We start from the raw sequence: 15,634 nt of genomic DNA, 5'->3' as shown, positions 1-15,634 counted from the left end.
AACCGAAACTTTCCAGCATGAATCTGGAAACTTTCTAGTCGGCCCGGAGTGGGCTCGCGTTCCGCACGGAGCGCGTGCCGGGCCTCCCGTCGACGAGGAGTCCCTTCATGCCCAGACCCAGTGTGCGAAGCCGAATAGGCCTGCTCGCCGTGTTCTCGACCCTGTTGATGCTGGTCGGGACGGTGCTGGCGACCAGCGCGTCGGCCGCGAGCGGCTGCCGGGTCGGCTATGCGGTGCCGTCGCAGTGGCCGGGCGGCTTCACGGCGAACGTCACCGTGACCAACCTCGGTGACCCGCTCACCGGCTGGAGCCTGAAGTGGACGTTCGCCGCCGGCCAGCGGGTGACGCAGCCGTGGAACGCGATCGTCAGCACCACCGGCGCCGAGACGACCGCGACCAACGTCAGCTGGAACGGCGCCGTGGCGACGAACGCGAGCGTCTCCTTCGGCTTCAACGGCTCGTGGACGGGGAGCAACCCGGTGCCCGCGTCCTTCACGCTCAACGGGATCGCCTGCACCGGCGCCACCCCCACCCCCACCCCCACCCCCACCCCCACCCCCACACCGACACCGACGCCGACACCGACGTCGTCGCCGGGGCCGGCCGACGCCAAGGCGATCGTGGCGGCCATGCAGCCGGGCTGGAACCTGGGCAACACCCTCGACGCGATCCCCGACGAGACATCCTGGGGCAACCCCCTGACCAGCCCGGAACTGCTGCACAAGGTGCGCTCCGAGGGCTACCGCAGCATCCGGATCCCGATCACCTGGAGCAACCACCAGGGCAGCGCCCCGGACTACCCGATCGACGCCGCCTGGCTGGCCCGGGTCAAGCAGGTCGTCGACATGGGGCTCACCGAGAACCTCTACGTGCTGATCAACCTGCATCACGACTCGTGGCAGTGGATCAACACGTACCCGGCCGATCCCACCACCGTGATGACCCGCTACCGGGCGTTGTGGACGCAGATCGGCACCGCGTTCCGTGACTACCCGGCCAAGCTGGTCTTCGAGAGCATCAACGAGCCGCAGTTCACCGGCACGGCCGACGACGCCGCCGGCGACCGGGTGACCGACGTGCTCAACACCGAGTTCGTCCACCTGATCCGCGGCACCGGCGGCGGCAACGCCACCCGGCTGCTGGTGCTGCCCACCCTGCACACCAGCACCGACCAGGCCCGCCTCGACGCCCTGAACGCGACCTTCACCGCGCTGAAGGACCCGAACCTGGCCGCGACCGTCCACTTCTACGGATACTGGCCGTTCAGCGTGAACATCGCCGGCGGCTACCGCTACGACGCCACCGCCCAGGCCGACCTGGCGGCCACGTTCGACCGCGTCAAGGCCTCGTTCGTCGACAAGGGCATCCCGGTCGTCATCGGCGAATGGGCGCTGCTCAGCTGGGACCACACCAGACCCGGCATCATCGAGACCGGCGAGTTCCTCAAGTTCATCGAGGACGTCGGCTACCACGCCCGCACCGCCGGGGTCACCACGATGGTCTGGGACGCCGGCCAGTTCCTCAATCGCACCACGCTGACGTGGCGTGACCAGGTCGTCTTCGACATGATGAAGGCCGGCTGGACCACCCGCTCCGGCACCGCGTCGTCCGACCAGGTCTATCTGCCGCACACCGGCACCATCACCGCCAGGTCGCTGACCCTCAACCTCAACGGCACCTCGTTCACCGGGCTCTACCAGAACGGCACCGCGCTGACCGCCGGCCGCGACTACACCGTCTCCGGCGCCACCCTGACGCTCACCGCGGCCGCCCTCACCCGCCTGGCCGGCAACCGCGGCTACGGTGTCGACGCCACGATCGAGGCCCGCTTCTCGGCCGGCGTCCCGTGGCCGATCAACATCATCAGCTCCGACCCGCCGGCCCAGTCCGCCGCCACCGGTACCACCGGCTCACTGATCATCCCGACCCGATTCAACGGCGATCAACTACAGACCATGCAAGCCGTGTACGCCGATGGCACCCCCGCCGGCCCGGCCAACTGGACCCCGTACAAGGCGTTCTGGGACAACTTCGTGCCCAGCTACTCCGCCGACACCATCACCCTGACCTCGGCCTTCTTCGCCGAAGTCAACGACGGCACCGTCACCCTGACCTTCCAGTACTGGAGCGGCGCCACCACCAAATACAAGATCACCAAATCCGGGAGCACCGTCACCGGCGTCGTCGCCGGCTGATCCCCACCGGTTCAGGACCGGGCGGCACGCTCGCGATGCGCGCCGCCCGGCGTCCGGCTAGGGTTGCCGATCATGACGCCTCCAGCCCCGCCGAAAGCGCCCGCCAGCAGGAAAAAGACCGTTTTCGTGGTGGTCGGTCTGATCGTCGGTGTGCTGGCGTTGTGTGGCGTTTTCCAACTCATCACGAAGATCACCAGCCGTGATCCGCTCGCCGGCCTCGGCACCCCGGTCCCCGCCGCCAGTGCCAGCGTGGCCGCCCCGTCGCCCACGTGGAAACCACCGAACGAGCTCACCGACCCCGACCCCCAGACGCAGATCGAGTACGAGCTGGAGTCGTGGGTGCTGGAATCGGCGGGCGTCGCGAAGCCCACCAAGAGCTCCTGCGCCCCACCCAGCGGCTTCAACGGCGGCTCCGCCGCCAACTTCCGATGCACCGTCACGTACGACACGAAGGCCGTCACGTTCGAGGTCAACACCAAGCCGAGCAGCAGTCGCACGTTCACCTGGGACGCCGACACCACCCAGAACGTCGTGACCCGGGCCGGTCTGCTCAGCAGCGTCGCCGACCGGTTCCGCAACGCCCGGTTCAGCGACCTGCGGTGCGAGGACTTCCCCGAAGTGGCCCTGGCGCCGACCGGCAAACCGCTCGCCCAGCACTGTTACGTCCACATCCAGGGCCGCGACAAGACCGCCACCATCGACCTGATCCCGACCAGATCTCGGCTCCGCGCCGACACCCGCCTGCAGTAGCCCTCAGCGCGTCCGGCCCGCTGCCGGGTCCGCCTCGCCCCGGGGTCGGCCTCGCCCCGGGGTCGGCCTCGCCCCCGGTTGCCTCGCCGTCAGCGGGCCAGATGCCCGGTGGCCCGCAGCAACGCCCCGGCGAACCGGTTGAGATCAACGACGGCCAGCTCGGCCCGGGCGAACCAGCCCAGCTCGCTGACCTCCGCCAGGTCAGGCTCGGCCGTCCCGCCCACGACCCGCGCCTCGTAGACCGCGGTGACATAGGCGACCCGGTCCCCGTTCGGGTAGATCACCTCGTAGTCGGCGCCGCCGAGCACGTCCAGCAGCCGCAGCCCACCGACCCGCAGACCGGTCTCTTCGCTGATCTCCCGCACCGCCGCCCGAGCCGGCGTCTCCCCGAGATCGACCGCCCCGCCCGGCACCGCCCACCCGGCAAGGTCACCGGTATGCCGCACCAGCAGCAGCCGTTCCTCATCGTCGACCACGATGACCGACACCGACGGCAGCTGGATCAACTCGTGGCCGACCAGGGCCCGCAGCCGAGCCAGGTGCGCAGACATCCCCACCCGAGCACAGTAGCCGTACCCCGCCGCCTCTCACCTCGGGACTCCCAGCGTGAAGGGCCTCCGGACGCTGCGCGAAACGCTCGGCGAACGGTTCATCGCGGGAGTCGCCTTCAGCACCGGCCTGCGCTCATACACCTGCGAAGACCGCATCACGTCATGTCGACCGACCGACTCCGGACACCCGTCAACACGCACGAGCGGTGAGCCACCGCGTACCCGGAGACGCGGAACCGGGAACGGCCCGGCGTCAGACCGCCCGACGCGCCCACCCCGCCCGGTGGGGTACGGCACACCGGCGGCCCCACGCACCTTCGAGCCGCCCGGGTGGGCCCGGCATCCGACCCTGAGCGCTGCGATAAACCGGCTCTGCCACCGGCCCGGACGTAGTATGCCGACCACTGTGCTCGGAAACGGTGAGCGGGTGTCACCGCCATAGACCTACGCTTCGGGCGTGATCGAAGAAGAGTCGCCGCGGGCCGCCGGCCTCGCCGCAACCGTGGCCGCTTGCCTGGCGTTGATCAAGTCGCGTTTTCCGGACGACGAAGATCGTGGCGCCGCAGCGATGCTGCTCGCCGACGGGTCCATTCTCACCGGTACCGCGCCGGACGCCATGAACGCCTCCGTCGAGGTCTGTCACGAGGTGGAGCCCTATTGCGGGGCCTTCCGCCTGAACCAGCCCGTCGTCGCGTCCGTCTGCCTGCATCGGCAATCGAGCGGCCGCACCGTCGTTCTCAGTCCCTGCGGCGTGTGCCGAGAACGCCTTGCGGTGTACGGCCCGGGCGTCCTGGTGGCCGTGGCCGATCACCGCGACCCGACCATCGTCGTGTGGAAGGCCCTCAAGGAGGTCCTGCCCGACTACTGGATGACGGCCTTCCCGGACGAGGTAGACGCCGGCTGGACCACCTGACTAGGAATTGACTTCTCCGTGGCGCAGTCGGGCGAAGGCTCGGTCGGCGTCGGCGATCGCCTCGGGTTGCACATCGTGTGCGGTCCGCCCGTCGGCGATCTTCTGCCAGTTGGTCCGGGCGAGCACGCGTTGAACAGCGATCACCTGCGCGGCCTGCAACCGCCCCTCGATGCCCGATCCGAAGGCGGCAGCCAGTGCCTCCTCGTCGTCGAGCTGGTACTGCGTGAGTCGTCCGGTCAGGCTCGCGGTGGCGAACACCAGCCGATGAAACGCGACCACCTCGGGGTGGTCGTTGAGGCCGGTGACCGGCTCGAAACGATCGAGACCAGCTCGGAAATGCCGGTGCAGGGCGGCCATCGGCGGGACGTCGGGAGGTCGGCCGCGCACGACGCGTGCGGCCTCCCCGCTGTGGTCGGCGAAGCGGTGCAGAACCAGGTCTTCTTTGGTGGGGAAGTAGCGGAACAGCGTCGGTTTCGACACCTCGGCCGTCGCGGCGATGTCGGACACCGAGACCTGGTCGAACCCGCGCGCCAGGAACAGCGAGATGGCTGCGTCCGCGATGGCGTCGCGTGTGCGCAGCTTCTTGCGTGCCCGCAGCCCGGCCGACTCGATCACTTCGACAGAGTATCATTTGTTACTGAGTTGTTTTTTTAACCCGGTAACGTTTGACTGACTTCATGAAGCAGACGAACGCGACTTCCGCCGCAGGATCCCCGGTGCTCGTCACGGGGGCGACCGGGCGGATCGGCCGCGCCGTGGTCGAACAGTTGGCCGACGAGGGGGTGCCGGTCCGAGCCCTCGTGCGCCGGCCCGAATCGGCGGTGTCCCTTCCCGCCGGCGTCGAAGTCGTCACCGGCGATCTCACCGTGCCCGAATCCCTCGACGCCGCGCTACGCGGTGTCAGTGCGGTCTTCCTCGTCTGGACCGCACCGCCGCAGACCGCCGCCGCCGTCGTCGATCGGCTGGCCGCCCACCCGCGGCGCGTCGTCTACCTGTCCGCCCCGCACCGGACCCCGCACCCGTTCTTCCAGCAGCCGAACCCGATGGCAGCGCTGCACGCCGAGATCGAGCGGCTCATCTCGGCCACCGGACTCGAATCGACGATCATCCGACCGGGCATGTTCGCATCGAACGCCCTGTTCTGGTGGGCCGCCTCCATCCGCGACGACGGCACGGTCCGATGGCCGTACGGCTCAGCGGAGACAGCCCCCATCGACGACCGGGACGTCACCGCCGTCGTCGCGCGAACCCTGTCCGAAGACGGACACGCCGGCGGTGACTACGTCCTGACCGGCCCCGAGTCGCTCACTCAGGCCGAACAGGTGCGCATCATCGGCGAGGTGCTGGGCCGCCCGATCACCTTCGAGGAACTGACGCCCGACGAATTCCGGCGCCGGACCCCGGAGATCTCGCGCCCGGCGGCGGACATGCTGCTGGCCGCCTGGAACGCCGCCACGGGACAGCCCGCATACGTCACCTCCACGGTTGCCGACCAACTCGGACGACCACCAAAGACGTTCCGTCAGTGGGCCACCGACCACGCCACCGCTTTCACTGGCGAGGGGTCGGGGGATCGAAGTAGCTGACCTCCTCACGGACGATCGCGCCGCCCGCCACGGTATAGAGGGACAGTTTTGTCGCCTCGGTGCGCCGCCCGGTGGGGCGATAGGTCTGCTCGAAGGTGAACCGGACGACGAAGCGGTCGCCGCCGACGAACGGGCCGTCGGCGGTCACGGCGTGGATCTCCAGGTCGGCGGTCAGCCGCTCGGCGTTGGCCATGATGTCGGGCAGGCCGCGCAACTCCGTACGCTCCCCGCCGGTCTCGGTGGGCGCGACCCGGACAAGGTCGGGGTCGGTGAGCGTCAGCGCGCGGTCCATCCGCCCGGCCCGGAACGCCTCGACGTAACGCCGGGCGACCTCCTCGACCGGCAGCGGGCGGAAGTCGGCAGCGTGGGCACGGGCCCACGACGCGAACGATCGGGCCGGCGAGCCGGTCAATTCCCGTACGGTATCTGTCACCGGCTCCGGCGTGGCGACCAGAGAGGCCCAGTACGCCAGCGCGGCGTCGGCGAAAGCCGGCTCCGCCCAGCTCGCCATGTCCGCCCGCGCCTCGTCATGTCCGGCTTCCTCGGCCGACACCGGCCGACCGGCCGCCGCCCCGATCAGCCGTACCTGCTCGGCCTGGGTGACCGCCGCCGGCCCGGTGAGGTTGTAGGCCCGCCCGGCGTGGCCGGGCGAGGTCATGGCCAGGACCGCGACGTCCGCGATGTCGCGCTCGTCGATCAACGACCGGCTCGCGTTCAGGTACGGGATCCGCACCGGGCGCCCGGCCCGGATCGCCGGCGCCCACTGCAGGGTGTTGGTCGCGAAGCCGCTGGCCCGCAGGAACGTCCAGTCGGCGCCGCTGCGCCGGATGGCGTCCTCGACCTGGCCCCACACGCCGTTGCGCTCGGGCGGGGCGTCGTCGCGCACGCTCATCGCCGAGACGTACACCACCCGCCGTCCCGGCCGGCCGAGCACGGCCGCGACCTCGGCGACCGCGTCGGCCGCCATGAAGGGCCAAATCAACAACACGGCGTCGACATCGCGTACGGCGGCACGAAGCGCGTCGAGGTCCCGCACGTCCGCACTCACCCGGTCGACGCCCTCGGGCAGGCCACTCACGTCACGGGCCAGCCCGCGCACCCCGAGACCTCGGTCGCGCAGCGACCGTACGACATGCCGGCCGATGTTGCCGGTCGCCCCGATCACCAGAGTCTGCTTGATGTCTGTCATGCCGGCCATGCTTCGTGGTGAACCAAGGTTCACGTCAAGCGTTACGCTGGCCCGGTGACGGCCGACCTCATGCCGATGCTCACGACCGGTGAATTGGCCAGCCGGAGTGGTGCGCCCGCCTCGACGCTGCGCTTCTACGAGCGGCAGGGCCTGATCAGCAGCCACCGCACCGCCGGCAACCAGCGCCGTTACGACGACAACGCCCTGCGCCGCGTGGCGTTCGTGCGAGCCTCGCAGCGCGTCGGCATGACGCTCGCGCAGATCAGCGAGGTCCTGGCGTTCCTGCCCGAGGGCGTCGCCCCGACCCGCGCGTTCTGGCAGCGCGCTTCCCAATGCTGGGGCCGGGCCGTCGACGAACGTATCGCCCGCTTGGAACGCGAACGTGAACAGTTCACGGCCTGCGCCGGTTGCGGTTGCCTGTCTTTCGACACCTGCACACTGGTCACCTGACCGTCCTCCTGGCTCCGGTCTTCAGTGGCGACACCACTGGCCGTCAGTGATCTGGCAGAAGAATCTCTACGCCGGCGGCCGCCAACGCTTGGACACCACCACCGGCGCTTCCGCGGCCGACCACACCTGCAATCGCAGCCAACCGGCTGCTCGCCCTGACCGCGATGTTGACCTCGACCGTGGTGCCGACCGCGACCGGGCCGGCAGCTAGGTGGTCATCAGTTGCTCTACCGGTCCACTCGTCGCCGAGGTGCGTCTCCGGTCCCTCGTCGAAAACGTGGATCTGGTGGTAGTCCGCGATGGTTTTGTTCGTGAGTTCGGGGTTCTGGCGCATTTTCAGTGAATGATCTCTGCAACTCCGGCAAGCATCCGGGTTCGGTCGCCATGTCCGTGATGGCCTAGCGGTTCACGTTCATGCACCAATAGGTCGGATCGGTTCCCAGGTACCTACTTGCGGCACAGTCAGGTCTCTTCTATCTGCAATGCCTGGTTCACCTGCGACAAGGTTAGAACGTGCTGCGAACTCGACCAGCCCGTGCCGATCCGGCTCAACGCCGCCACGGCCTAACGGCAAGCCGTCGGCAGCCCGTCCGCGAGAAGTTGGGCCGCCTGTCGGCGCTGCCCGGACGGCACGGCCCACACCCTCATAAACAGGTGACTCGCCGGCGATCTGGCCCGGTTGAAGGCAATGCGGCCGGGAACGTCACTGAACCAGAAAAGGTCGAGAAGGCCGAACCTTTCCGCTGTGTGCTGCGGATCCGCGGTCCCACCGACGAAGCTCAACGAGCCGACCACCGCTCCCGTCTCTCGCAGGCAGCGTTCGACGAAGTCTCGCCCGACGGGGTAGGACCGTCCCGACCTCAGCCGGTCCCGATCGTAGTTCTCCCAGGGCAGTTCGTCGGTCACTTGACGAGGCTATCTGGATCATGCCGAACAAGGGTCGTGGAGTGCGGTTTTGAGGAGACGCCTTCATGATCCAGGAGTGTCATCGCTCGCTAGGCGAGCAAGATTCGCTTACGGAGTAGATCGAAGCCTGCTCGACCGTACATCTGTCTTTTGATCATTTTGATGCGGTTGACGTTGCCCTCGACCGGTCCGGAACTGAAGTTCAAGCTGAGCCCGGCGGTGACCGCGGCGACGTCGGCGGTGAGGCCGCCGGCGAAACGGCTGATGCCGGGGAAGCGCAGCTTGTTCGGCCGCGGTGATCCACGCGGGGAGCCGTTCGCCGTGCAGGTGGGTCATCATGTCGGCGAACGAACGCACCAGATCGACAGCGGAACGCAGCTCAGGGCACCGGTCGAGAATGCTCTGAAGCTACTCGGCGTCGCGACTGACGAGGTTGTCCGGGTGTCGGCACATCCAGCCGGTCACCTGCCGGACCGAGAGCGGGCGGGGCACTCTGGCCAGATCAGGTTTGCTGCGGTACTGCTCGACGAAAGCTCACCTGGACCCGGAACTCGCCGCCGTGGCGCGGGACACCACCCTTGATCTCCGAACTTTGCTCGCCGCCGTGCTGCTGCCCTGGTGCCGCCAGCACAGCTCGCAGCGGCACCAGGGCGAACCGGCCGCCGAAGCTCTCGCCGATGCGCTGCTGACCACTCTGCAAGGTTTCATCGTTCGCCTCACCATCGACGACACCGTGGATGTCGACGTGCTCATCGACCGCGCCGTCAAGACCTTCGGCGACGCATAACCCGGCCCGTGGCTGCCACGACCCTTGCTATACGGAATATTGATCCTGCTTGAGTGAGGGGCCATGATCGAGGCTTCGGCGACCATGTCGAACGGGACGAGCTTGGTCAACTCGCCGGGACGGCCAGGCCCGAGGACGCCCGCGGATACCGTGACGATTCCTGGTTCTGGGGTGACCAGCGCTGACCACGCTCAACTGAACGGCGTTGGACCTACCAGTCGAGTTGCGATAGGCGTGGCTTGCGCCGGTACGGACCGGCCAGCAGAACCTGCTGGCGTTTCGCGTCTCTGCCTCGCCGCACGATCATCCCCGCAGCGGCGGCCAGCGCCAGGTTCGGGCCCACGATCAGTAGGTACGCCCCGCCGGCGAGTGCTGACCAGTCGCCGTAAACCATCGCGGGGACCGTCGCGGACCCCACGTACGTGGCGATGTCGGCCAGCAGGACCCAGCCGAGCGCGGTGGCACGGCGGATCGCCGCGTGGCCTCCGGTCGCTGCCTGGGCGGCGCCGACGATCCCGGCGAGCGCGGCGACAACCGCGGCGAAGTACTCCACGACCAGCAGACCCAGACCCGCCCCGGAGCCGTACCACCACGTCAGGACAAATCCCGTCAACGGCCCGACCATGAAGAACGTGAACACACTCGTCACGGCGCGGATCAGCACCGCGGCGACGATCGTCGATACCGCCCACCGGCGCAGAGCAACCGCCGCCGTCATGCGCCGACCGCCACGCGTCTCGCCACCCGGATACCCATGATGATCGGCACAACGGTGTTCGCCACCAGGACGGGACCGGTCAGCAGCGCTACCGGCGACAACGGGCGGACGTCGCCCAGACCCGACCAGCAACGGCATCCGATGCCGGCCAGGATCAGGACAGCGGCGGCGAGGGACTCGACGGCAAGCCACAAATCTGATGAGGCGAGCAGCAGTACGTCCGCGAAACCCGGCAGCGGGCCGCACACGAACAACGTCGCCAGCGCTGTGCCCGGACGAACCACCACGATCGAACCGAGAAGGACACCAACCCGGCTACTCAAGCTAACTTGAACGCGTTCAACCACAGGGCAAGCGTAGTTGATCAAAGGAAGCTGGGTTCGGCCGGCGAGAGCGAACCGATCGCGGTCAACCTTCGACGCGCTGCTTGACCGGTGACGGCACCCGTGTTGACAAGTTCAAGGATGTCCGGGCAGCAGCTCGTCCCGGATGGTCTCCAGGTCGTGGATTCGGGTGGGTGGCTGCCCACGACCGGTGCCGTGCCAGAGCCGCGCCGTCCGGGTCGCCAGCAGCACCGTACGCAATGGTTGATGCTGGTTGAATTTGGCGCGCATCGCGTCCCGCATCACGGCGTCCTTGAGCTGATCCCACCGGCGCAGCTGCTCGTCGTCCAGCAGCACAAGCTTGCGGTGCCGGCGTGCTGTGGCGCCGTCGCCGTATGCCAGTTCGTCGCCGCTCTCCAGCGCGAACCGCTCGGCCGGCCCCGGGTCGACCACAGCGATCTTCGCCGCCTGGAACGCGTGCTCGACGGTGCCATAGGTGCGCTCGCCCAGCACGAACTGCGCCGGCCAGAAGTTCGACAGCATCCGGCGCCAGTGCCGCACGCCCGCCAACTCGGCATAGCGGGCCGCGTCCGCGACTTGCTCATGGGCTCCCTGCCCAGGCGGCCGGTCCGCCGAGCCGGAGAAGTAGTACAACCGATCCTCGACCGTTGTCACACCCGGGCACATTACGGCCGGGGTACGACAGTCTTACTGCGATCATGGCGGCGTCAAGGGCGGGCCTTCGTACCGGCTTTGAGCAGCTCCACCATTTCCGCGATGCGTTCGGCGCGCTGTTCGGGCCGGCGTTTGGTCGCGTCGATCCAGCGTAGGTAGGCCCGGCGGTAGAACTGCGCGAGCGAGTCGAAGAACGCCCCGGCCTCGGGATCGGCGGCCAAGGCCGCGGCGACGTCGTCGGCGAGGTCCTCGCGTTGCGGCCCTTCCGGGGCGATGTCCACCGTGACCTCGACACCGGCGGCCAGTCCGCGAACGCCCGGCGATTTCGGGCCGAGGGTGAACCCGAAGCCGTCGCCGGCGGCTTCCACGACCGCCCGCATCCGGGCGCCGTCGACGGTGCCGGCGACGTGGTGGCGGGGTTTGGTGCCCCAGACCGAGTCGGGGTCGAACGGGACCGGCACCAGCAGCTTGCCGCCCGGCCCCGCGGTGACCCGGGCGACGAAGTGTTGGGACTTCATGCCACCGATACTGCCAGCATTCCTGGTCGCGGGCGTCTCCCGAAGGTCGTCCGAAGCGGCGGGGTCGCCGTGCTCGACCGGTTGCGGGCCGGCTATCTGCTGTCGTAGGCGCTTCGTGCCCGCTCCACCGCCGGAAGGTGGGCGTCGGCCCAGGTGGCCAGGTGAGCGAAGAGCGGGCCGAGGCTGGCGCCCAGATCGGTGATCTCGTACTCGACTCGGGGTGGCACTCCGGCGTAGTAGGTGCGCGCCACGAGTCCGTCGCGTTCCAGCTGGCGTAGCCGCTGGGTGAGCACCTTCGGCGTGATGCTGGTCAGCCGGCGTTCCAGCTCCACGAATCGCTGCCGACCGTACTCGTGCAGGGCCCACAGGACCGGGGTCGTCCACCGGCTGAACACGATGTCGACGACCGGCGCGACCGGACACGCGATCTCGGGGTCCGCTGATCGCTGCATGTGCCCTCCGCCACAAAGTCCTTACTATCCTCTAGGTACCTACTATACGAAAGCTACTACCGTCCCCACTCGACCGCGCGAGCGACGCGGCTGAACGGGGGACGAGACATGTTTGTCGTAACAGGAGCCACCGGCAACGTCGGCCGGGCGCTGTCGTCGATCCTGGCGAAGTCGGGCGCCGAGGTCACGGCTGTATCGCGCGGACGACGCCCGGTCGTCGTACCGGACGGAGTTCGCCACCACCGCGCGGACCTCGAGGACCCGGCGAGCCTGCGTCGGGCACTTGCCGGTGCCGAAGCCATGTTCCTGCTGGTAGAAGGCGCGGGCGCGAACCTTGACGGGCCCGCGATCCGCAAAGTGGCGGCCGAGGCCGGGGTCAAGCGGATCGTGCTGCAATCCTCACAGGCCGTCGGGACCCGGCCGGGGACGGCCTCGCACGCTCCGCTGCAGGCCATCGAGGATCTCGTACGTCAGTCCGGTTTCGCCTGGACGATCCTGCGTCCCGGCGGTTTCGCCGCCAATGCGTTCGCCTGGGCCGACTCGGTTCGGTCCGACCGGACGGTGGTCGCACCCTTCGGCGACGTCGGCCTCCCGGTGATCGACCCTGACGACATCGCCGAGGTGGCCGCGAAGGCGCTGCAGGGCGGACACGACGGGCACACGTACGAGCTGACCGGCCCGGAGCTGCGCACGCCACGCCAACGCGCCGCGGATCTCGCCGCCGCCCTCGGCGAGCCGATCCACTTCGTCGAGCAGTCGCCGGACGACGCCCGCCGACAGATGCTGGCGTTCATGCCTCCGCCGGTGGTGGACGGCACGCTGGCGATCCTCGGCGCACCGACCGTACGCGAGCAGCGAATCAGCCCCGACGTGACGGACGTGCTGGGCCGGCCCCCGAAGCCCTTCGCCGCCTGGGCCGTCCGCAACATCGGTGCCTTCCGCTGACCCTCCGCCGGATGAGCGGTTGCCCGGCGTGGGTAACCCGCTACGCAGGATCGGAATGGGCTCACTGGACGGCGGCGGGGAACCCCTGAACCTCGCCGCCGTCGGCGAACAGTTCGCTGCCGGTCAGGAAGCTGGATCGGTCGCCGGCGAGGAACAGCGCCGCCTGCGCGATCTCAGCGGGGTCGGCGACCCGGCGCAGGGCGGTGGAGGCGGCCATCCGCGTCAGGAGGGCGGCGACCTGGGTCTGGTCGTCGCCGGCGATGCTGCGCAGGCCCGGCGGGTCGGTCGGGCCGGGGACCAGGACGTTGAGGGGCGAGCGGCGGTGGCTCATTGGCAGGCCGCCGCCTGGAACGCGGCGTACTTCACGACGACGTCGTGGTGGTCTTTCTGAGGTTTCAAGTCGCGTCGCCTCGCTGTTGCTATGCCCAGCACGAGTGTCCGGTGTGACCTCCGGTTCGGCCTGCCGACTCCACCAAACGGCCAGGAGCGCGAGTACACCGCTAATGCAACTATTGGGAACAACCGGTGCCGGAGGAGGTAGGTAGGTGGTACTCGAGTCGCTCGCTGCGGTGGCGCAGATCCTCGACCTGGGCGTGGCCGTGGTCGAGCCGCAGCGCTGGCTCAGGCCTACCGACGTGCAGTTGGGACGGGTCGGACCGAACGGAGTGGAGATGGGCGGCGGCACGTACGCCTCGGTCGGGCTCAAGCTCGGGCTCGCATCCCACCGTTCGCCGACCCAGATGCCAAGTGTGTTGATCCTCATGCACGGCGGCCCCTGGGGGATCACCGAGGACGCGGCGACCTGGATGACGCGGGTCCGGCTCGGTGGCTGGTACCGATTCCACGTTCCGCCGGGCACGTACTCGATGGCCGCGCTCTACATCGCCGCTCACACCCAGCAGCACATTCCGCCGGCCCTGCTTGCCGTCGGCGAGAGTTTCTCCGAGGTAGTGATCGGGGACCGTCGCAGCGTGTCGCTGCCCGGACGAGCCCCGACCACCGCGCACGTGGCTGCGATCGCGAAGACCCCGGAGTCACAGAAGCTGTTCAAGATCCCCCGACCGCAGATCGCGGTCGGGGACGGCCGCAGTTTGTCGCCCCCCGGACGAGCCCCGACCACCGCGCACGCGGCTGCGATCGCGAAGGCACCGGAGCCGCCGAGGTCGTTCGTGATCCCCGAAGGTGCTCTCTCCGAGGTCTACGCCGCCAAAGACAGTCTTTACCAATGCGTAGCGAGAAGAGTCGCGCCGCCGAATGACCGCTGCCGCAACTCTCAGCGGGGTGCGCTGGTATGCGACACGCACAAGGAACTGGCTGTCGAGGCCAAGGTGTCGGAGCGCCCCACAACGCCGTCGTGAATGCCCCGTAGAGCGCAGCGCACGCGTAGGCGTGCCCTCAGCCGGCCCAAGGTCCGACGCCGCCGACACGCTCGATCCGGTAGCGGATGATGTATCCCGGCCCCTTCGGAGCGGGGAAGGTCTGGTCCGGCCCCATGTAGATCTTGGTGAGGTCGTCGAGCAGATCCCACGCCTGCTCGCTCGGCTCGACCGTCGCTCGCGCGTGGATGACCGCGTACGGACTCAGGACGGCCTCAGGATCCCGAGGCGCCTCGAAAGAGAGTGCCACTCGTGGATCGCGTTCGATGTTGCGTAGCTTGGCGTACCGGGACATGTGGCCGCTGACCAGGTCGTCTCCGTCGAGACCGATCCAGATGACGCTCACCTGCGGGCTGCCGTCGGGGTTGACGGTGCTGAGATGGACCAACGGGCCGGAGGTCACCAGGGCGTGCAGAGAATCGGGAAGCCGCATGGGGACACGCTATCGACTGCCCGGCGTTTCCTCCGCCCCGGCGTTGTGGCGGGTGATTCTCGCAACGGATTCACCTGATCGGCGATCACCTGCCGTACCGCTGTGTCGGGCGCTGCGTACACGCCTCGCGGCACACCCGGATATCGGGTTGAAGGATCTGCGTGACCGCTGGCCGCCTGAGCTTATGGACGGCTACGTCAACGCTCCGGTGGTCGGATGGTTCCGGGACGGGTAGCGCCTCAGCGTGAGTCGCCGGCGGTTGTGTAGACGCCGGCGCGGGCGGCTGCCGCTGCTGCTTGGGCAGCCCGTTCCGCCGTGGCGTCGTCGATCGGGTCTCCGCTGAGAAGCAGGCGGTAGTAGAGCGGTGCGGAGACGGCGCGAATGACCTCGGCCGGGTCGGTGCCCGGGGGAAGTTCCGCGCGCTGGATGGCCTGCTCGACGCAGGGGGTCCACTCGGCGATGCGGACGGCGTAGAAGTGGTGCAGGGCCTCGGCGGCGCGGGAGTCGCAGGTCGCGGCGACGATGACCGCTCGGAACAGGGCACCCTGACGCTGATCGACCAGGGTGCGTTGCACGAGCCGGGCGTTGGCGCGTAGATCCTCGATCAGTGACCCGTTGTCGGTTCGCGGCAGCGACTGCTCCGCCATGTCCGCGAGCAGGTCGGCGACGAGGCCGGTGACCGTGCCCCAGCGACGGTAGACCGTCGTCTTGCCCACCTCGGCACGGCGCGCCACGTCGGCAAGGTCGAGGCGGTCGAAGCCGTGCTCTACGAGCGCGTCACCCGCGGCGTTGAGCACGGCGGTGCGGACGCGGGCGGTCCGCCCTCCGGGTCGGGTGCCACCCACGGCCATAACGGGCCTCCAGTTC

General features: G+C 68.8%; 21 protein-coding genes and 1 pseudogene. 8 read left to right on the top strand and 14 right to left on the bottom strand.

Features of this window, described 5'->3' with window-relative positions; all coding sequences use genetic code 11:
• Positions 1 to 107: 107 nt before the first annotated feature.
• Both Afe05nite_RS17180 and Afe05nite_RS17175 read left to right on the top strand, forming a co-directional pair.
• On the top strand, positions 108 to 2,195 hold the full coding sequence (locus tag Afe05nite_RS17180) for a cellulase family glycosylhydrolase (RefSeq protein WP_203818111.1): 2,088 nt from the start codon (positions 108 to 110) through the stop codon (positions 2,193 to 2,195).
• A gap of 72 nt (positions 2,196 to 2,267) precedes the next feature.
• Positions 2,268 to 2,945 carry a hypothetical protein gene (locus tag Afe05nite_RS17175; RefSeq protein ID WP_203818110.1) on the top strand — a complete coding sequence of 226 codons (678 nt, stop codon included), beginning with the start codon at positions 2,268 to 2,270 and terminating at the stop codon, positions 2,943 to 2,945.
• Positions 2,946 to 3,034: 89 nt separating this feature from the next.
• On the opposite strand, the gene Afe05nite_RS17170 is transcribed toward Afe05nite_RS17175, so the two are convergent.
• Positions 3,035 to 3,496 (bottom strand): NUDIX domain-containing protein, encoded by a 462-nt coding sequence (locus tag Afe05nite_RS17170; protein WP_239117908.1) that lies wholly within the window; start codon positions 3,494 to 3,496, stop codon positions 3,035 to 3,037.
• A gap of 457 nt (positions 3,497 to 3,953) precedes the next feature.
• Here Afe05nite_RS17170 and Afe05nite_RS17165 point away from each other — a divergent pair, with 457 nt between their 5' ends.
• Complete coding sequence (locus tag Afe05nite_RS17165) at positions 3,954 to 4,409, top strand: cytidine deaminase (RefSeq protein ID WP_239117898.1); 456 nt, start codon at positions 3,954 to 3,956, stop codon at positions 4,407 to 4,409.
• Here the strand turns inward: Afe05nite_RS17165 and Afe05nite_RS17160 are convergent, their stop codons facing one another.
• A complete protein-coding gene (locus Afe05nite_RS17160; protein WP_203818108.1) occupies positions 4,410 to 5,024 on the bottom strand; it encodes a TetR family transcriptional regulator in 615 nt (204 codons plus the stop codon). It abuts the gene before it with no gap.
• Between the two features lie 62 nt (positions 5,025 to 5,086).
• Between Afe05nite_RS17160 and Afe05nite_RS17155 the strand changes: the two genes are divergently transcribed.
• Positions 5,087 to 5,995 (top strand): NAD(P)H-binding protein, encoded by a 909-nt coding sequence (locus Afe05nite_RS17155; protein ID WP_203818107.1) that lies wholly within the window; start codon positions 5,087 to 5,089, stop codon positions 5,993 to 5,995.
• Here Afe05nite_RS17155 and Afe05nite_RS43845 read toward each other — a convergent pair.
• Both Afe05nite_RS43845 and Afe05nite_RS43840 read right to left on the bottom strand, forming a co-directional pair.
• Complete coding sequence (locus Afe05nite_RS43845; protein ID WP_275407481.1) at positions 5,961 to 6,341, bottom strand: nuclear transport factor 2 family protein; 381 nt, start codon at positions 6,339 to 6,341, stop codon at positions 5,961 to 5,963. The two genes, Afe05nite_RS17155 and Afe05nite_RS43845, sit on opposite strands and share 35 nt — an antisense overlap.
• A gap of 3 nt (positions 6,342 to 6,344) precedes the next feature.
• Positions 6,345 to 7,184, bottom strand: a pseudogene (locus Afe05nite_RS43840) (NAD(P)H-binding protein); the annotation flags it as partial.
• Positions 7,185 to 7,238: 54 nt separating this feature from the next.
• Here Afe05nite_RS43840 and soxR point away from each other — a divergent pair.
• Positions 7,239 to 7,634 carry a redox-sensitive transcriptional activator SoxR gene (gene soxR, locus Afe05nite_RS17145; protein ID WP_239117897.1) on the top strand — a complete coding sequence of 132 codons (396 nt, stop codon included), beginning with the start codon at positions 7,239 to 7,241 and terminating at the stop codon, positions 7,632 to 7,634.
• Between the two features lie 43 nt (positions 7,635 to 7,677).
• On the opposite strand, the gene Afe05nite_RS17140 is transcribed toward soxR, so the two are convergent.
• On the bottom strand, positions 7,678 to 7,968 hold the full coding sequence (locus Afe05nite_RS17140; RefSeq protein WP_203818105.1) for a hypothetical protein: 291 nt from the start codon (positions 7,966 to 7,968) through the stop codon (positions 7,678 to 7,680).
• Between the two features lie 230 nt (positions 7,969 to 8,198).
• Positions 8,199 to 8,540 (bottom strand): hypothetical protein, encoded by a 342-nt coding sequence (locus tag Afe05nite_RS17135; RefSeq protein WP_203818104.1) that lies wholly within the window; start codon positions 8,538 to 8,540, stop codon positions 8,199 to 8,201.
• A gap of 559 nt (positions 8,541 to 9,099) precedes the next feature.
• On the opposite strand from Afe05nite_RS17135, the gene Afe05nite_RS17125 reads away from it, so the two are divergent.
• A complete protein-coding gene (locus tag Afe05nite_RS17125) occupies positions 9,100 to 9,327 on the top strand; it encodes a hypothetical protein (RefSeq protein WP_203818103.1) in 228 nt (75 codons plus the stop codon).
• Positions 9,328 to 9,538: 211 nt separating this feature from the next.
• Here the strand turns inward: Afe05nite_RS17125 and Afe05nite_RS17120 are convergent, their stop codons facing one another.
• From Afe05nite_RS17120 to Afe05nite_RS17100, 5 genes are all read right to left on the bottom strand, one after another.
• Entirely contained in the window at positions 9,539 to 10,045 is a 507-nt protein-coding gene (locus Afe05nite_RS17120) for a hypothetical protein (protein WP_203818102.1), read from the bottom strand.
• Positions 10,042 to 10,332 (bottom strand): hypothetical protein, encoded by a 291-nt coding sequence (locus tag Afe05nite_RS17115; RefSeq protein WP_203818101.1) that lies wholly within the window; start codon positions 10,330 to 10,332, stop codon positions 10,042 to 10,044. The genes Afe05nite_RS17120 and Afe05nite_RS17115 overlap by 4 nt, the downstream gene beginning before the upstream one ends.
• A 171-nt stretch (positions 10,333 to 10,503) precedes the next feature.
• Positions 10,504 to 11,043: an NADAR family protein gene (locus Afe05nite_RS17110; protein WP_203818100.1), complete on the bottom strand. Its 540-nt coding sequence runs from the start codon at positions 11,041 to 11,043 to the stop codon at positions 10,504 to 10,506.
• 53 nt (positions 11,044 to 11,096) lie between these two features.
• A complete protein-coding gene (locus Afe05nite_RS17105; protein WP_203818099.1) occupies positions 11,097 to 11,561 on the bottom strand; it encodes a YdeI/OmpD-associated family protein in 465 nt (154 codons plus the stop codon).
• A 92-nt stretch (positions 11,562 to 11,653) separates the two neighbouring features.
• The gene (locus Afe05nite_RS17100) at positions 11,654 to 12,013 is read right to left on the bottom strand and encodes a winged helix-turn-helix transcriptional regulator (RefSeq protein WP_203818098.1); all 360 of its coding nucleotides are present in this window, start codon (positions 12,011 to 12,013) and stop codon (positions 11,654 to 11,656) included.
• Between the two features lie 108 nt (positions 12,014 to 12,121).
• On the opposite strand from Afe05nite_RS17100, the gene Afe05nite_RS17095 reads away from it, so the two are divergent.
• Entirely contained in the window at positions 12,122 to 12,958 is an 837-nt protein-coding gene (locus tag Afe05nite_RS17095; protein WP_203818097.1) for an NAD(P)H-binding protein, read from the top strand.
• 61 nt (positions 12,959 to 13,019) lie between these two features.
• Here Afe05nite_RS17095 and Afe05nite_RS43835 read toward each other — a convergent pair whose 3' ends face one another.
• Entirely contained in the window at positions 13,020 to 13,289 is a 270-nt protein-coding gene (locus tag Afe05nite_RS43835; RefSeq protein ID WP_239117896.1) for an SDR family oxidoreductase, read from the bottom strand.
• A gap of 214 nt (positions 13,290 to 13,503) precedes the next feature.
• Here Afe05nite_RS43835 and Afe05nite_RS43830 point away from each other — a divergent pair, with 214 nt between their 5' ends.
• Positions 13,504 to 14,316, top strand: coding sequence for a hypothetical protein (locus tag Afe05nite_RS43830; RefSeq protein WP_239117895.1), 813 nt, complete (start codon positions 13,504 to 13,506; stop codon positions 14,314 to 14,316).
• 37 nt (positions 14,317 to 14,353) lie between these two features.
• Here the strand turns inward: Afe05nite_RS43830 and Afe05nite_RS17080 are convergent, their stop codons facing one another.
• Together Afe05nite_RS17080 and Afe05nite_RS17075 are read right to left on the bottom strand one after the other, a co-directional pair.
• A complete protein-coding gene (locus Afe05nite_RS17080; protein ID WP_203818095.1) occupies positions 14,354 to 14,767 on the bottom strand; it encodes a PPOX class F420-dependent oxidoreductase in 414 nt (137 codons plus the stop codon).
• A gap of 239 nt (positions 14,768 to 15,006) precedes the next feature.
• On the bottom strand, positions 15,007 to 15,618 hold the full coding sequence (locus Afe05nite_RS17075) for a TetR/AcrR family transcriptional regulator (RefSeq protein WP_203818094.1): 612 nt from the start codon (positions 15,616 to 15,618) through the stop codon (positions 15,007 to 15,009).
• Between the last annotated feature and the right edge of the window lie 16 nt (positions 15,619 to 15,634).

Origin of the sequence: Paractinoplanes ferrugineus (assembly GCF_016862195.1) — a bacterium.
Taxonomy (GTDB): domain Bacteria; phylum Actinomycetota; class Actinomycetes; order Mycobacteriales; family Micromonosporaceae; genus Actinoplanes; species Actinoplanes ferrugineus.
The sequence above is the reverse complement of the archived record's forward strand: the minus strand, read 5'-3'. Positions and strand labels throughout refer to the sequence as shown.

Excerpts from the sequence above, each read along its gene's own strand:
- Afe05nite_RS17120 (WP_203818102.1), bottom strand. The coding sequence starts at position 10,045 with ATGACGGCGGCGGTTGCTCTGCGCCGGTGGGCGGTATCGACGATCGTC.
- Afe05nite_RS17075 (WP_203818094.1), bottom strand. The coding sequence starts at position 15,618 with ATGGCCGTGGGTGGCACCCGACCCGGAGGGCGGACCGCCCGCGTCCGC.
- Afe05nite_RS17095 (WP_203818097.1), top strand. The coding sequence starts at position 12,122 with ATGTTTGTCGTAACAGGAGCCACCGGCAACGTCGGCCGGGCGCTGTCG.
- Afe05nite_RS17100 (WP_203818098.1), bottom strand. The coding sequence starts at position 12,013 with ATGCAGCGATCAGCGGACCCCGAGATCGCGTGTCCGGTCGCGCCGGTC.
- Afe05nite_RS17175 (WP_203818110.1), top strand. The coding sequence starts at position 2,268 with ATGACGCCTCCAGCCCCGCCGAAAGCGCCCGCCAGCAGGAAAAAGACC.
- Afe05nite_RS17180 (WP_203818111.1), top strand. The coding sequence starts at position 108 with ATGCCCAGACCCAGTGTGCGAAGCCGAATAGGCCTGCTCGCCGTGTTC.
- Afe05nite_RS43835 (WP_239117896.1), bottom strand. The coding sequence starts at position 13,289 with ATGAGCCACCGCCGCTCGCCCCTCAACGTCCTGGTCCCCGGCCCGACC.
- Afe05nite_RS17080 (WP_203818095.1), bottom strand. The coding sequence starts at position 14,767 with ATGCGGCTTCCCGATTCTCTGCACGCCCTGGTGACCTCCGGCCCGTTG.
- Afe05nite_RS17170 (WP_239117908.1), bottom strand. The coding sequence starts at position 3,496 with ATGTCTGCGCACCTGGCTCGGCTGCGGGCCCTGGTCGGCCACGAGTTG.
- Afe05nite_RS17105 (WP_203818099.1), bottom strand. The coding sequence starts at position 11,561 with ATGAAGTCCCAACACTTCGTCGCCCGGGTCACCGCGGGGCCGGGCGGC.
- Afe05nite_RS17155 (WP_203818107.1), top strand. The coding sequence starts at position 5,087 with ATGAAGCAGACGAACGCGACTTCCGCCGCAGGATCCCCGGTGCTCGTC.
- Afe05nite_RS17140 (WP_203818105.1), bottom strand. The coding sequence starts at position 7,968 with ATGCGCCAGAACCCCGAACTCACGAACAAAACCATCGCGGACTACCAC.